The organism is Verrucomicrobium sp. GAS474 (assembly GCF_900105685.1).
GTDB lineage: Bacteria > Verrucomicrobiota > Verrucomicrobiia > Methylacidiphilales > GAS474 > GAS474.
Window position 1 is genome coordinate 941297 of the sequence record NZ_LT629781.1, and the last position, 16027, is coordinate 957323.

The 16027-nt window shown below is 67.8% G+C and carries 10 protein-coding genes; 3 read left to right on the forward strand and 7 right to left on the reverse strand.

The window, feature by feature from the left end; translation table 11 throughout:
* Positions 1-32: 32 nt before the first annotated feature.
* Entirely contained in the window at positions 33-2078 is a 2046-nt protein-coding gene (locus BLU04_RS03990; protein ID WP_093282514.1) for a PHP domain-containing protein, read from the reverse strand.
* Between the two features lie 237 nt (positions 2079-2315).
* On the opposite strand from BLU04_RS03990, the gene BLU04_RS03995 reads away from it, so the two are divergent.
* Positions 2316-3005, forward strand: a complete 690-nt coding sequence (locus tag BLU04_RS03995) for an HAD family hydrolase (protein ID WP_093282516.1) — start codon at positions 2316-2318, stop codon at positions 3003-3005.
* A 275-nt stretch (positions 3006-3280) separates the two neighbouring features.
* Here the strand turns inward: BLU04_RS03995 and BLU04_RS04000 are convergent, their stop codons facing one another.
* From BLU04_RS04000 to BLU04_RS04015, 4 genes are all read right to left on the reverse strand, one after another.
* Positions 3281-4510: an argininosuccinate synthase gene (locus BLU04_RS04000; RefSeq protein ID WP_093282519.1), complete on the reverse strand. Its 1230-nt coding sequence runs from the start codon at positions 4508-4510 to the stop codon at positions 3281-3283.
* A 127-nt stretch (positions 4511-4637) separates the two neighbouring features.
* Positions 4638-6023, reverse strand: coding sequence for an acetylxylan esterase (locus BLU04_RS04005; protein ID WP_093282521.1), 1386 nt, complete (start codon positions 6021-6023; stop codon positions 4638-4640).
* 28 nt (positions 6024-6051) lie between these two features.
* Positions 6052-7380, reverse strand: coding sequence for an acetylxylan esterase (locus BLU04_RS04010; protein WP_157895093.1), 1329 nt, complete (start codon positions 7378-7380; stop codon positions 6052-6054).
* 679 nt (positions 7381-8059) lie between these two features.
* Positions 8060-10957 (reverse strand): hypothetical protein, encoded by a 2898-nt coding sequence (locus BLU04_RS04015; RefSeq protein ID WP_157895094.1) that lies wholly within the window; start codon positions 10955-10957, stop codon positions 8060-8062.
* Between the two features lie 174 nt (positions 10958-11131).
* On the opposite strand from BLU04_RS04015, the gene BLU04_RS04020 reads away from it, so the two are divergent.
* Positions 11132-11986, forward strand: a complete 855-nt coding sequence (locus BLU04_RS04020; protein WP_093282529.1) for a PEP-CTERM sorting domain-containing protein — start codon at positions 11132-11134, stop codon at positions 11984-11986.
* Between the two features lie 14 nt (positions 11987-12000).
* Complete coding sequence (locus tag BLU04_RS04025; protein ID WP_093282531.1) at positions 12001-12828, forward strand: polysaccharide deacetylase family protein; 828 nt, start codon at positions 12001-12003, stop codon at positions 12826-12828.
* 3 nt (positions 12829-12831) lie between these two features.
* Here the strand turns inward: BLU04_RS04025 and BLU04_RS04030 are convergent, their stop codons facing one another.
* A complete protein-coding gene (locus BLU04_RS04030) occupies positions 12832-13434 on the reverse strand; it encodes a DUF3592 domain-containing protein (protein WP_157895096.1) in 603 nt (200 codons plus the stop codon).
* Between the two features lie 5 nt (positions 13435-13439).
* Positions 13440-16013, reverse strand: a complete 2574-nt coding sequence (locus BLU04_RS04035) for an MFS transporter (protein WP_093282536.1) — start codon at positions 16011-16013, stop codon at positions 13440-13442.
* Positions 16014-16027 lie beyond the last annotated feature (14 nt).

Here is a 16027-nt window from a genome sequence, read left to right on the forward strand (position 1 = left end):
AGGGCGGCATAGCTCCCGATGGGAGTCAGGAACTACGCCGCCTGCGGGAACGGAAACACCGCGGCAGGCGGGACTGCGACTCCTTCGGGGGTCGTCACGGCGGGACGCCGCAGGTCGGCGGGGAGGAGGTTTGCGGCGAAGCGGTGGTCGCGGTAGAGGGTCAACGCGACGTCGCGGTTTTCGCGGATGCACTGCTTGATCGCCTCGGGGTCCTTCTCGCAGCAGAGGAGGGTCTTCCACGAATGGAGGTGCTTCGGCTTGTGGAAATCGCTGTTCGCGAGGAAGGGGAGCCGCTTCAGCCCGACGGGGGTGTAGAGGTCGTCGCGGTTGGCGATCTCCCATGCGTCGAGGAGGGGCGCGAATTCGTCCTGGTGTTCCCACAGGTAGAGCGTGTTCCGGCCCCACTCGCTCTGGAACTTGTGGGGATGGGACGCGACGGCGAGGCCGCCCTGCGCGTGGATCTCGGCGATGAGCGCCTTGAGGTCGAGGGTCGGGTCGATCGGGGCCTTGAGGTCGATGCCGAGGAGGTGGGCCGACGACTTCGCGGTGAGGCCGTCCTTGTTGAACTCGATCCCGGCCATGAGGATCATGCCGTACTTCTTCCACGCCCGCTTCTTTTCCTTCTCCAGCGTCTCGAAGTATTCGGGAACCTGGGCGGGGGAAAGGACGAGGCCGGTCCACTGGCAGACCTTGCCGATGACGCGGGCGGGATCGATGAGGTGGTCGGTGACGCAGAGGCAGTCGAAGCCGCGCTGGCCGTAGAGGTCGACCAGCTCGCCGACGGTGAGCTTCCCGTCGGAGTAGGTCGTGTGGGTGTGGAAGTCGCAGAGGAGGAGCCGCTTTTCCGAGGCGGGCGGGGTCTTCGACGATTTCTGCTTCGCCTCCTGCCGCTGGGCGGCCTGCCGGAAGGCGGAGCCGGAGTCGGCGGGGGGGAGGCTCTGCGGGGCGGCGGCCTCGAGGATGAAGCGGGCGGCCTGGAGGGCGCTGTCGGGACGGCTGATGGGGCGGAGGTTCTCGCGCCAGAGGTTGCAGAGGCGGCCTTCGTTCTCGAAGAGGCGGTCGAGCCACGCGGCGATTTCCTTCGGGCTCTCGGCGAGCATCCCGGCGTGGTTCCGCTTCAGCAATTCGTAGTTCCCCTCCTCCTGCCCGGGGACGACCTGGTTCACCAGCATCGGGATCCGGGCGGCGACGGCTTCCTGGACGGTCGCCCCGCCCGCCTTGCTGACGAGGACGTGGTGGGTGAGCATCAGCTCGGCCATCCGGTTCGTCCAGCCGAGGACGGTGATGCGGCCCGACGCGCCCGCTTCCTCGACCTGGGCGGCGATCTCCCGCTGGAGTTTCTGGTCCCGGCCGACGGTGACGGTGACTTCCCAGTTCGGCCGCTCGAGGAGGCGGGCGATGATCTTCCCGGCCTTCTTCTTGCCCGAGTTGATGATGTAGAGGATGCGCGGGGCGGCCCCGGCGGCGAGGTCGGGCAGCGGCCCGATCCCCTCCTCGGCCCGCTGCTCGTCGGTGAAGGCGAGGCGGACGGGGAAGCCGAGGACGTGGAGGCGCTCCGGCGCGACGCCGACCTGGCGCATCACCTCGGCGGTCTCCTCGTTCGGGACGATGAAGGCGTCGCTGGGGCAGCGGTACCAGAGGGAGTTCACGCTGATCGAGTCGGTGACGACGGTGATCTGGGCGAAGTTCCGCGGACGGCCCTCGCGGGTGCGGAAGATCTCCTCGATGAGGAAATTGTAGATCGGGTAGGTCGAGACGACGGCGTCGGGCTGCACCTCGTCGAAGAGGGCCTCCATCGCCTTCCGCATCCGGGCCATCGTGGCGAGGTTCGCCTGGACCAGCGGCGTCTTGTCGAGGAGGGTGTAGATGCCCTGCCACAGCAGCGGCGTCTTGTTGATCGCGGTGAGGTAGCCCTTGCGGACGAACTCGTTCACCCGGCCGTAGCAGGCCTCGAAGAGGTCGACGATCTCGACGTGGGCCTCGTCGCCCGCGAGGTGCTCGATCCCCTCCTGGACGCACCGCGCGGCGGTGTTGTGGCCCTCGCCGAAGCCCGCGGTGAAGATGAGAATCCGTTTCACGACGCCCTGTTCCTTAGCCGTTTCCGGGCCGGGGGTACAGATTGTTTGTGTAACGTTTGCGTGTCGGAGGCCGGGGCAGGGGAGGGAGGGAAGAGGAGGAAAAAAGGCCTTGGCCGACCCCGTTTCCGGGCCCGTTTTGTGTCCCTTTCGGGGGGCCAAATGGAGGGCCAAAAAATCCGTGACTTTGCCGGGACCGAAAGGCACGCTCCGTTCCGCTAGAAACTTTTTACGCTTCGCATGAAACTTCTCCTTTGGGACATCGACGGTACATTGGTCTGCACCGGCAAGGCGGGAGAAGTCGCCCTCCTGAAGGCGATCAAGGAAAAGACCGGCGCCGAAGGCTCCCTCGGGGCCATCGACTACAAGGGCCGGACCGACCTCTTCATCGCCCGCCAGATCCTCGACCACTACGGCCATCCCGTCACCTCGGAGAGCCTCCATGCCTTCACCGAGTGTTACCTGAAGCACCTCTCCGCCGAGCTGCCCCGGGCGAAGAACGGCCGCCTCCTCCCCGGCGTCCTCGCCGCCCTCGAGGCGGTGAAGAAGCGGAAGGATATCGCCCAGGGCCTCCTGACCGGGAACCTCGTGAAGGGGGCACGGCTGAAGCTCGACCATTACTCGGTCTGGCATTACTTCGAGTTCGGCGCCTTCGCCGACGACAGCCACATCCGCAACGACCTCGGGCCCTACGCGCTGCAGCGGGCGAAAGACCGCCACGGGAAGGACTTCCTCCCCGGCGATGTCTTCATCATCGGCGACACCCCCCACGACATCGCCTGCGCCAAAATCATCGGCGCGAACTCGATCGCCGTGGCGACGGGAAGCTTCACGAAGGAAGAACTCCTCCAGCACGAGCCGACGGCCTACTTCGACGACCTCTCCGACCTCCCCGCCTTCTTCCAGGTCGTCGAGACGGGCAAGCAGTAGGGAAGGCCGCCTTCAGCACCGGGGAGATGGGACTGCTCCTTGGATGCTCCTTCCCAGGCCTCGGCCCTCAAGGAGGTTAGATCCAGCGGAGTAGAGCGAGCGTATGGGAGATAGCCTTTAGGGTTGCGCCTTATCTACACCACGGCCTATCAGACAGGAGGGTCCGGAGGGGCGTGCCCCTCCGTTCGTTCAAACGCGCGGATCGCCTCCACCTGTACAGGGCTATGTACCCGGTCCCGAAGGGCCGCCTCCTCCCCCGCGACCCCTTTCCGCCCCTACTTCTTCTTCGCCGGGGCCTTCTTCTTCCCCTTCGTGGCGGCCAACACAGCCGCCCGCGTCCGAAGGCGCAGCCCGTTGAGGCGGATGAAGCCAGTCGCGTCGGCCTGGTTGTAGGCTCCGGCGTCGGCTTCCATCGTCGCGATGTGGGGGTTGTAGAGGGAGACGGGGCTCTTGCGGCCCGCGGTGATGATGTTCCCCTTGTAGAGCTTCAGGCGGACCGTGCCGGTGACGTTCTCCTGGCTCTGGTCGACGGCGGCCTGGAGGAACTCCCGCTCGGGGGCGAACCAGAAACCGTTGTAGACGAGGGTCGAGTACTTCGGGATGAGGGAGTCGCGGAGGTGCATGACCTCGCGGTCGAGGGTGAGGGTCTCGACCTGCCGGTGGGCGTGGCTGAGGATGGTGCCGCCGGGGGTCTCGTAGACGCCGCGCGACTTCATGCCGACGAAGCGGTTCTCGACGAGGTCGACGCGGCCGATGCCGTGCTTGCCGCCGAGCTTGTTCAGCGTGCGGAGGACGTCGGCGGGCTTCAGGGCCTTGCCGTTGACGGCGACGCAATCGCCCTTCACGTAGTCGAGCTCGACGTATTCGGCCTTGTTCGGCGCGAGCTCGGGCGAGACGGAGAGCTTGAACATGTCGCGCGGGGGCTCGACCCACGGATCTTCGAGGATGCCGCTCTCGAAGGAGATGTGGAGGAGGTTGCGGTCGGTGGAGTAGGGCTTCTTCGCGGTGACGGGGACGGGGATGCCGTTCTTCTTCGCGTAGGCGATGAGGTCGCTGCGGCCTTGGAACTTCCACTCGCGCCAGGGGGCGATGCACTTCAGGTCGGGAGCGAGGGCGGCGGCGGTCAGCTCGAAGCGGACCTGGTCGTTCCCCTTGCCGGTCGCGCCGTGGGCGATGGCCTGGGCGCCCTCGATGCGGGCGATGTCGACGAGGCGCTTCGCGATGAGGGGGCGGGCGATGCTGGTGCCGAGGAAGTACTGGCCTTCATAGAGCGCCCCGGCGCGGAGCATGGGGAAGATGAAGTCGGTGGCGAATTCCTCGGTGAGGTCGTCGATGTAGCATTTCGACGCGCCGGTGGAGAGAGCCTTCTTGTCGAGCCCGGCGAGTTCCTCCTCCTGGCCGATGTCGGCGCAGAAGGCGATGATTTCGGCCGAGTAGGTTTCCTTCAGCCACTTGAGGATGATCGAGGTATCAAGCCCTCCCGAGTACGCGACGACGATTTTCATATAGGTAAAATGAGAATCTCTTTTTTACGCGCGACGGGCCGGAAGGCGAGGGCTTTCTTCGGGGGCCGCCCCGGCGAGAGGGGATTTCACCTGTTCGTCACCGAGGCCCCTCCCCCGCGACCCCGCCTCAGGGCGCGGCGGGCGGGATCGGCTCGTTTTTCTTGAGGGCGGTCCGCCAGACGGCGGCGCGGGAGTGGTAGGCCTGCTGGCTGCCGCTGTTGTGGCCGGTGAGGGGAAGGGGGACGAGTTCCTTCACGGGGGAGGCGAGGGCATTGAAGGCGGCGAAGATGCCGGTGGGCCGGGCGGTCTCGTCGATCAGGCCGGGGGCGACGAGGGCGGGGCAGGTGATGCGGTGGGCGAAGTAGATCGGGTCGAAATACCCGGCGGTCTTCTTCACCTTCTCGACGTCGTGCCCGCGCGCGGCGGGGCCGCCCCAGATGCTGAGCCAGCTGGGCCAGCTGGCGGCGCGCGGCGGCGTGGCGAGGGGGGCGTAGACGTCGCACCCGGCGGTGACCCACGTCATCATGTGGGTGACCTTCGGGCAGAGGGCGGCGGTGGCGAACGACTGGAGGCCGCCCTGGGAGCCGCCGGTGACGATGAGGACGCGGCCGTCCCAGTCGGGGCGCGAGGCGAGGTATTGGACGGCCTGGACGTCGCCGAGGAACATGCGGAGGAAGTAGGAGGTCTCCCGGTCTTCCTCGCCGATGGCGGTGTAGCCGTTGAGGGCGCCCTTGCCGAGGTCGGCATAGAAGGCGGCGGGCTCGTCGATCGGGATGTCGTGGGCCTCGATGTTGAGGACGAGGTACCCTTCGCGCGCCGGCGCGAGGACCCAGTTCTTGTCGAGGGGATAGACGCCGGCCCATTGGACGACGAGCATCGCGGGGAATTTCTCCCCCGTCGTCGGGCGGGCGAGCTGCCCCCGGACGTGGGTGCCGTTGATGTTGTCGAGGGTCACCTTGTAGTAATCGACCCCGTCGGCGTTGGGGAGGCCCTCGACCTTCTCCAAGACGGGGTTCGCCGGAATGGCGGCGATCTCCTTCAGCTTCCCGTCCCAGAAGGCGTCGAAATCGTCCGGCGCGGGGAGGACGGGGCCGATCTGGTCGGCGGCGATCACGGCCCCGCCGAGGCCGAGGGGCTTTTTCACCGCCGCGTCGGCCGAGGAGATGACGGCGAGGAGGGCGCCGGGCTCGGCGAGGGTGCCGGTCATCGTGGCGGGACCGGCGGAGAGATCGAGGGTCCCGTGGCCAACCTCGGGCTGGCCGTTCTGCCGGATGACGTAGGGGAGGGCGGTGAGGGTGGCGCGGCTTCCCGACTTCACGTCGACGGTCCAGGTCACCTTCTCGCCGAGGGCGTAGAGGCCGTTCGCATGATCGGGGACGACGGAGAGGAGCACCCCGGCCTCGGAGGCGGGGGCCGCCGTTGGGATGGGGGGCGGCGGCTCGGCGGCGAAGGCCGGGAGGGCGGGGAGGAGCAGGAGGGCGGCGAGGCGGAGAGAACGCGGGAGGGGAATCATGGAAAGGAGGGCGTGAGGATTAAATACATTAATGGGCGGGAAGGGGAAGCGGCTCGCCGCGCTGGATGGCGCTCTTCCAGGCGTTGAAACGGGTGAAGTAGGCCCCCTGCGAGCCGCCGGTGCCGTGATGGTCGGCGAGCGGGAGGAGGACCAGCTCCTTCGGCCCCTGGAGCGCGTTGAAGGCGGCGAGGATGCCGGCGGGCCGCGCCGTGTCGTCGATCAGGCCGGGGGCGACGAGGGCGGGGCAGGTGATGCGGTGGGCGAAGTAGACGGGATCGAAGTACCCGGCGGTCTTCTTCACCTTCTCCGGGTCGCGGTCCCTCGGTCCCCAGTTGGAGAGCCAGTAGGGCCAGCCGAAGGCGCGGGCGGGCGTGGCGAGGGGGCCGTAGACATCGCACCCGGCGGGGACGAGGGTCATCAGGTGGGTGATCTTCGGATCGAGCGCGGCGGCGGCGAACGACTGGAGGCCGCCCTGGGAGGTGCCGGTGACGACGAGGGTCTTCCCGTCCCAGTCGGGGCGCGAGGCGAGGTATTCCGCCGCGCGGACGTCGCCGAGGAGCATGCGGAGGAAGTAGGAGGTCTCCCGGTCGTCGCTCCCCTGGTAGATGTAATTCTTCAGCGCCCCGTTCTTCAGCTCCTCGAAGAAGGCGACGGTCCCGTCGGCGGGGGCGTCGTGGGCCTGGATGTTGAGGACGAGCCAGCCGGGCCGCGCCTGGGCGAGGAGCTGGGCCTTGTCGAGCGGATAGACCCCGGCGAACTGGACCATGAGCATCGCGGGGAATTTCTCCCCCGCCGTCGGCCGGGCGAGGTGGCCCTGGACGTGGGTACCGTTGATATTGTCGAGGGTCACCTTGTAGTAGTCGAGGCCCTCGGTGTTCTTCACCCCGTCGAGGGAGCCCTTCTCGACGACGGGATTGATCGGGACGGCGGCGAGGTCCTTCAGCTTCGCGTCCCAGAAGGCGTCGAAATCGTCGGGCGCGGGGAGCGACGGGCCGATCTTCTCCGGCGCGTAGACCGCCCCGCCGACGCCGAGGGCCTGCGGCTTCGTCTTGTCGGGATTGGGGAAAATGGCGAGGAGGACGCCCGGCTCGTCGCGGGAGGCGGTGATCGTCGCCGGTCCGGCGGAGAGGTCGACCGTCCCCTCGGCGACCTTGTCGGCCCCGTCCTTCCTCACCGCGTAGGCGACGGCGTTGAAGCCCGCCCGCTCTCCCGACTTCACGTCGACCGTCCACGTCACCTTCTCGCCGAGCGCATAGACGCCGGTCGGATGATCGGGGAGCACGGTGAGGACGGGATCGGCGGCGAAGAGCGGCGAGACGAAGAAAAGAAGCGAGGCGAGGCGCGTGAAGAGACCCATTCCCGACGCTACCATCGGCGTGCAGGGGGGAACGAAAAAAAGTGTGCTAGCTTTAGTATGGGGGTCTTTGGATGCCGGGGGCAGGGCGGCCCTTCGGGGCTGGCGCGGTCGACCCTGTACAGCTGGAGGCGATCCGCTTTATAGCCCAAGAGGGGCTTCGCCCCTCCTCGAACCTCCCCTTCGGAGGGCCTTAGCTAGGCGGACGCGCTTTGGCGGCGCCTTGTCTCCGAACTGGATTAAAATCGGATGGTTCCAGTACGCCCGAGGGTACGTACGGAAGGGGTAGCAGTACCCATACGCCCAGACTCCTATTGGGAGACGGCTCTATGGGAGAGATGTCTTCAGGGGTTCAGCACCGAGGAGATAGGCCTGCATCCTTGGATGCTCCTTCCCATGGCTCGGCCCTCAAGGAGGTTAGATCCAGCGGAGTAGAGTGGGCTTATGGGAAATAGGCCTCTTGGGTCGCGCCTCATCTACACCACGGCCTATCAGAGGGGGAGGTGCAGGAGGGGCGCAATGCCGTCGCGTTAGCGACACTCGTTCTCAGGGGAAACTAACTCGCATGGCCGGGAGGCAACCCCATCTTGCATCTCTAAACGCGCGTCCGGCCTCCAGCTGTACAGGGCCATGTACCCGGTCCCGAAGGGCTGCCCCTCCCCCGCGACCCCTTTCCCAACCCCTATTTCCGCGCGATCTCGAAGAACGGCGTCGGTCCTTTTTCCAGGCGGGCCGTGTCGACGACGAGGCGGAGTTCCCCGTTCTCGACGGCGCACGGGATCTTCTCCCGACGCTTCCCGTCGAAGCCGAGGGCCCAGGCCTGGAGGCCCGCGGCGGCCTCGTTCCCGACGGCGACCTTCACGACGCCGGTGCGGATCAGCGTCGGCCCCTGGCCGAGGTTGAAGAGGGTGCCGTGGTCTTCGGAGAGCTCCATGCCGGAGTTCAGCGCGTCGGTGTTGTAGACGAGGAGCATCCGGCCGCTCTTCGCGAGGGGGAGGCCGTCGAGGGAGATCACGGCGACCGAGGCGGGGACGGTCGACTCGACGCCCCGCACGGTCCCGAGGGCGCGCCGGTCGGGCTTGTCGGTGGCGATCCCCTCGAAGCGGGGGGTGACGACGGTGAGGGTGTTCCGCTTCGTCTCCATGAGGAGCTCGCCGGTGTCGCTCTGGTAGATTCCCTTCGCGGGGTCGCTGAGGTTTTCCTTCGGGAGGAGCCCCTGTTCCTTCAGCGTGGCGACGAGGGCCCCCGCCTTCTCGTCGGCGCCGCCCTTCTCGACGACGTCCATCGTGTGTTCGGTCATCGAGACCTGCGAGCCGCCCGAGGCGTTGATGACGGCGATCGGCTTCGGCCTTTCCCCGTAGGCCTGGGTCTTGGCCAGCGTGCCGTCGTAGCGGGTGCCGAACCGGCAGATGAGCGAGAGGAGGGTCCCCGGCCCCGCGGAGAGGTTCAGCCCGGCCCCGGCCTCGAGGTAGCGGTCGTCGAAACGGAGCTCGACGGTCCGCCGCGAGGGCGCGACGTCGCCCCGGCCGAGGAGGAAGGCGCTCATCACCTGGTTCGCCCGGGCGACGGGATCGGCCCCGACGTCGAAGGGGACGATGCGGGCGTGCTTCCGGAGGGCGACCGAGGCGCAATGGGCCATCGTTCCCTGGAAGCCCTGGAGGGCCGAGTAGCCGCCGAAGAGGAGCCCCTCCTCGTAGCGGCTGGCGCTCCAGAAGACGTGGCCGTACTCGGTGACGAGGAAGGGGCGGTCGGCGAAGCGCGTCCCGGCGCAGGCGCGCCAATACTGCCCCGCCGTGGCGATGGAGCTCTCCTGCTCGACGTGGGACCCTTCCTTGATGAAGTCGGAGGGGTGGGCGTAGTAATTGTGCATCGTGACGACCGGGAAGGCGGCCCGGGAGACGATGTTCCGGTACTGCTTCCCCATGTCCCACGCGCCGAGGAGGCCGCGGTAGCCGATGTCGCGGAGGGTCTTCTCGAACCACGCGTTGGTCCGCGCCTCGACGGCGACGAGGAAGAGCCCGGCGTCGACGCTGTAGGGATCGGCCCCCCACTGGGCGGCGGGGGCGAAGAGGGGAACGTCGTCGAACGTCATCCCCTCGCGGAACTTGGCCGGCGCGTTCCACGCCCTGGCGAGGGCGGCGGGATCGCCGTGGTAACGCTGCCTCAGCCAGGCCTGCCATTCGCCCAGCATCGGGGCGGGGATCCCGCCGAAGGAATAGAACTCGACCTCGTTGAGGAAGTTGATGACGACGACGATCGGGTCGTCGACGAGCCGGGTCTTCGTGTAGGGGTTGAGGTGGGTCAGGAGCTTCGCCACCCCGGCGCGGTAGTGCTCGCGCCCCTCGTCGGTCGAGATCACCTCCCGCTTCAGGCTCGGCCCCTTGTAGGCCCACCCGCTCCCCTTGCGGAAGCCCGAGTCGGTCGACATGCCGTCCATGCAGACGTAGATCCCGTTCTCCTTCAGGCAGGCGATGTAGTAGTCGAAGAGGTCGAGGTGTTCCTCGTTGAACTCGAGGTCGGCCTTCGCGTCGGCCATGAGGTAGTAGTCGTGGAAGTGGACGCGGACCATGTTGTAGCCCTGCCGCCGGATCGCCTCGACGAACCGCTTCACCCCTTCCTTGCCGCCCACCTCGACGCCGGGCGTCCCGGGGTTCGCGAAGAACGACGTGGTCGGCCAGAAGACGATGCCCTTGTCGGGCTGCTGCTCGAAGGCGAAGTCGCCCGCCTTGTTGACGATCACCCGGCCATGGGTGCCGACCGGCTCGGTCGGGATCGCCTGGCTGAGGTCGAGGGCGCTTCCCGGCTCGGCGACGATGTCGGCCATGTCGGCGGCCTTCCACTCGGCCGATTCCCGCGCGATGAAGTGCTTCTCCGCCGGGAGGGAATGGGCCTCGGTCGAGAGCGTCGCGCCGACGACGATCCAGACGGCCTTCCCCGCCGTGCGGAAGGTGACCGACTCGACCTCCCTCGGGGCGTCGGCGATCTTGAACTGCGAGAGGTAGACGCCGACCGTCGCGTTGCCGTTGAAGCGGCTGTAGGCCACCGCCCCGTTCGGGAGCGCCGGGGGATGCCACCAGTCGCCGACGTCCCGCCGCGTGAGGACGGGGAATTCCCTCGTCTCGCCGCCCTTGAACCGGACCGCGATCGTCCCGACCGGATCGTCCGGAACCGCGCTGGCGTAGCAGAGGGTGTGGAGGACGTAGAGATAGGCCGCCGCGGTCTCGGTCGCGCTTCCCGGTTTCACGACGACCTCGCCGAGGGCGATCTTCCCGCTGATCCCCGATCCCCGGAAGGTGACGATCGCCTTGCCGCCGTTCTTCGCCGGATCGACGATCCGGAACGGGACGCCCCCGAATTCTTTCCGCGCCACGTCGAACGCGGCGAAGTCGTTCTCCGGCCCCTGGTCGGCCCAGCCTCCCTGGCCGTCCCCGGCGACCTCGTCGCGGAATCCCATGTTCGCGACCGGGGCGAGGTCGAGCGGGATCTCCGCCGCCCGCAGGTCGGCTCCCCAGCCGACCGCCAGCCAGGCGGCGATTCCGAGGAGAGGGAGGCCGCGCCGCGATCGTTCGAGTGGTTTCACATGCATCTGTTTTGAGAATAAACGGGAGAAAAGCGCCCACGGCCGCCCCGGCCCGACCCTACTCCGGGGACCGGCTTAGACCGAGAACGAATCGATGGGGAATGCGCTTGGGAAGACATTGTTGCCTTGACATTCAATCGGCAAACCGGCAGTTTGTAAACAAAGTTTATTAAAATGAAGACCTCCCGTGCATTGCTTCGTCTCGGCTTCGTGGTGTCGTTCCTGCTGGCAACCTGGGGAGTGGAAAACGCGCAGGCGCAGACGCTCCTCTACCGGCAGGTCTTCGCCTACGGGGGGAGCGGATTGAATACCCTCGCCGCCCAGGGGATCGACTGGACCGACGTCTACACGACGACCGGGAACAGCCTCGCCGCCGACAATTACAGCCTTCGAGGCAATAACTCAGTCGGGCTCGCGACCGACGTCAACTTCGGTGCCGCGACCGGCGGCTCCGCCACCACCTACTACCAGCAGAACTATGGTTATTACGGCCTCATGACGACCAATACGGCCGGGAAATACGCCACCTCGCTTTACACCACCTCGCTGACCCTCGATCCGACGGCGAACACCTATTCCTTCTCCTGGTACCAGCGGAACTCGACCGACATTTCCCAGGCGGTCCACGTCCTCGTCCAGGTCGGCAACGTCTGGTACGTCAGCCAGGCCTCCTACACCTCCCTGGGCGCCGTCACGCTCGAAAACTTCACCTACAATACGACGGCCTCGAACTGGCTCGTCCTCTCCTCGGGTGCCGCCCCGACGAACACGGGCGCGGTGACGGCCAGCGGCGCCTTCAACCTCTCGACCGCCGCGAGCACCAGCCTCAGCGGGAACGTCACCGCCTTCGGCCTCTTCATCGACAATCCCAACGACGCCAGCACCGCCTACCTCTCGGTCGATTCGTTCTCGGTCTACTCCACCACCCTCGCCGTGCCGGAGCCGGGAACGAACGCCCTGCTCCTCCTCGGCGCGGCGGCGGGGATCGTCGTCGTCCGCCGGAACCGGCGGGTGGGCCAAACCGGCTGAGCGTCCTCCTCCCGATGTCCGCCCCGCGCGTCCCCTCGATCCGCTTCAATCTCTTCCCCGGAGGCCTCTCCCACGCCGTGACGGTGAGTTACGACGACGGGGTCGTCGCCGACCGGGACCTCGTCGCCCTCCTCAACCGCCACGGGCTGAAGGGGACGTTCCACCTCAATTCGGGCAAGCTCGGGCGCGAGGGGCAGCTTCATGCCGACGAGGTCGCCGCGCTCTTCGCCGGGCACGAGATCTCGGCCCACTCGGTGACCCATCCCCGCCTCCCCACGATTCCCCCGGACGAGCTGGCGCGGGAGATCGTCGCCGACCGCCGCGCGCTCGAGGCCCTCGCGGGCTATCCCGTCCGGGGGATGTCCTATCCCTTCGGCTACCACAGCCCGGAGGTCGTCGCCGCCCTTCCCCACTTCGGGATCGACTATGCGCGGACCACCGCCTCCCACGGGTGGTACGGCGTCCCGGAGAACCTCCTCCTCTGGCATCCGACCTGCCATCACAATGACGACCTCCTCGCGCGGACCGAGACCTTTTTCGCCCAGGACGGGCAGGAGCTCCGGCTCCTCTACGTCTGGGGCCACAGCTACGAATTCCCGAACGACGGGAACTGGGACCTGATGGAACGCTTCGGCGAGCGGATCGCCGTCGAGGCTGCCCGGAAGGGGAAGGGCGTCTGGCGCGCCACGAACGTCGAGATCGCCAACTACCTCCGCGCCCTCCGGGGCCTCCGCACCACCGTCGACGGGACACAGGTCGAGAATCCCTCCGCCCTGCCGCTCTGGATCACGTGGGGCGGGGAACGCCGGGAAATCGCCCCCGGGGCGCGGGTTTCGTTCTAGGCTTTAATCTTTTTCGGTCGAGGTCGCCGGAGCCGTCGGCGGCAGCCGGGGCAGCTCGATCGGCTTCTTCGCCCAATAGAAGAGGAACGACCCGATGAAGGCGCAGAGCGTCCCAATGACGAAGAGCATCCCGGGGGCGAACCACGTGCTGACGATCATCGGGAAGGCACTCCGCTCCGGGTGGGCCCGGTCGTAGACGACGAGGTCGGTCGTCGGGAGGCCCTCCTCGTCGATGAGGGGGTAGAGCGGCTTCAGCTGGCTCCCGACGGGGGCGCGGACCTCGAAGGAACTCCCCTGCCCGTCCGCAAAGCGGAATTCGTTCCAGAACGTGTAGCTCCGGTCGCGGGGCTCGAGCGCGGCGGTCACCTGCCGGTCGCTCTCCAGCACCTGGTCGGGGAGGCCCTCCTTCGTCTTCACGACGCGGACCGCCTCGGCCCGCGCCCGCTCCCCGAAGAGGAGGAGCCGCAGCGGCTCGGCGAACTGGGAGAAGCCGAGCCCCATCAGGAGGAGCCCCGCCGCGATCATCCCGAGCTTCGCCCGCGCGTACCCGGGCACATAGACCCCGGGCGCGGGGGTCGGGGCGTCTTGCGGAGTCAATGGATTCAACGGATTCATGATGCGTGTTCCTCCTCGACGCCCCGCTTGCGGATGCCTCCCCGGCGCTCGATCCCCCGGAAGACGAAGGTCATCGTGATGCCGAGGGAGCTGAGCAGGAACATCCAGATATAGCCGCTCATGTAATCATACCGCATCGGCGCGTAGGCCGAGGCGAGGCGGGGGCGGACGAGGGTCAGCTTCTGCGTCGCCGCCGCTTCCTCGAGCCGGTCGTAGAAGCGGCGGGACTGGGCGAGGAGCCCGGGCTGGGCCAGCGCCCCCGTGCCGATCCCCGCCGCCAGGCGGCGGCCGATGGCGTCGTCGACATTAGGGACGGCCTCCCTCTCCTGGAGGACGGAGGAGGAGGGCAGGAGGGTCGTCACCTCGATCGTCCGCGCCTCGGTCCCGGGATCGATCCGCAAATGACCGCCGCCGTTGCCACCGGCTGCCCCAAGCCGGAGGGACCGCCCGATCGCATCGAGCTTCCGCCGGGGATTCCCGACCTCGTGGAAGAGGGAGAGGAACGGGTTGACGATCCGGGTGATCGGGGAGACGTAGGTGTCGGTCGGGGTCTCGACCGTCGCCACGCGGAGGGTCAGGGCCGTCTGGTGGGAGAAGGTGAACGGCGGCATGCCAGCGCCCGCGGGGCCGAAGAGGCCGGGAGCCCGCGCCCCGGCGACGCGGAGGAGGGCCTCCTCGGCCCGCCGCGCCAGCGCCATGGCCTCGGCTTCGGACCCCTTCCGGGAACCGACGCTCAGCGCGAAGGCGTAGCCGTTCTCCCGCTTCACGGGGCGGAGGTCGATCGTCTCCGGCAGCTCCCGGCGGAGGTCGCGGGCCATCGCCTCCACCACCTCGCCCTCGGGCCGCCTGCCGACGGGAACCTCGACGAGGAGGGCGTCGGCCGTCGCCGCCTCGCGGAGGGCCTCGCCCTCCTCCAGGATCCGTCCGGCGAGGACCCGATCGACCTCGCCCCGGAAGGCCTCGCACCGGGCGGCGAGGGTCGCGTCGATCGCGCCGATCTCCGCCGCCAGCCGGTCGGTCTCGGCCCGCCGCCCGGCGGCGTCGGCCTCGATCCGTCCGGCCTTGCCGAGGTCCCCCTTCCCTCGGAGGACCGCCGCGCGATCCTCGAGCATCTTCCGCGAGGCGAGCCGCTCCGACTGCGTCGCGGCGAGCTTCTTCCTCTCCTCGTCGAGGGCGGCGCTCGCCTTGTCGCGGCACCGGATCTCCCACGTCCGGCCCCGGTCGGTGAAGGTGCCGTTCGCCTGCCAGGCCTCGGCGGTGATCTCCGCCGGGGGGACGGGAGCGCCGTCCGAGGGCCGCGTCCAGGCCGTGCCCGGGGCGCGGAGGGAGGCGAGCAGCTCGGGCTTCGTCACCTCCTCCCGCAGCACCACCCGGGTCATCTCCCCGGCGGGCGGCTGGAAGAGCGTGGCATAACCCCAGACGAAGAGGCCGACGCCGTTCAGCGTGAGGAGGCCGGTGAGCCGCCCGACCATCCCCGCCCCCGCCGCGTAGGTGCCGAGCTTGTTCCGCCGGACGTAGTCGTAGACCAGCGGGACGTAGACCATCATCATCAGGAGGCCGACGATGCACCCGCTCTCGCCGAAGACGATGATCTCGACGAGGGAGGGATGCTTGTCCGGGAGGACGAAATTGACGTAGCAGTAATAGCAGACGTTGATCGAAAGGGAGATGAAGATGAGGGTCTGATAGGCCTTCATCCGGTTGAGCTTGTCGGCGAAGAGGGTGAGGAGGCCGATGATGAAGATGTTGATCACGCCGCCGACGGCGATGTTGATCCCGAGCTGCTGCTTCGTGTAGCTCCACTGGTCGGTGTAGAGGAGGTTGCCGAGCGGCCCGAGGCCGGCGTTGAGCGCCGAGATGCTGAAGACGAGGAGGTAGATCGGCCGCAACTCGGGATCGAGGAGGCCGCGGACGAAGGTCCGGGGGGTGATCCTCTCCCCGCGCAGCGGGCTCTTCTGGTCGAGTTCCTTCACCCCGAGCGTGATGAGGAGGAAGAGGACCGCCAGCAGCAGCGCCGCCGACCAGTAGATCACCCGCTCCCCGAAGAGGGGGACGCCCCACATGAAGCGGACGTCGTCGAACCGCCCGAGGGCGATGAAGTAGAAGACGATCCCGGCGAGGTTCTGGAACCACGACATCATCCCCGTCGCCCGGCCCCGCTCGTGGGGCGGGATGATCTCGAGCTTCAGCGCGTCGAGGGTCGCGTTCAGGTCGCTCGAGAGGCTGTAGAACATGTAGACGGCGAGGAGGGCCCAGAAATTCGGCATCAGCGGCATCAGGACCAGCGCAGTGACGATGCCGGTCCACGAGGCGATGACGAACGGCTTCCGCCGCCCGAAGCGGGTCCAGATCCGGTCCGAGGTGAAGCTGACGAGGGGGTAGGTGACGAGGGAGATGAAGCTCGGCAGGCTGAGGATGAAGGTGAGGCCCGCCGGGTTCTCGACGAATTTCTTCAGCGAGAAGAGGAAGGCGGCCCCCGCCGCCGAGCCGACGAAGGCGAAGGCGCCCCAGGGGAGGACGGCGAAGAAGATCCAGCGGGCGGGGACTTCCTTTTTGCAGGTGACGATCATGGGAAGACGGCAGG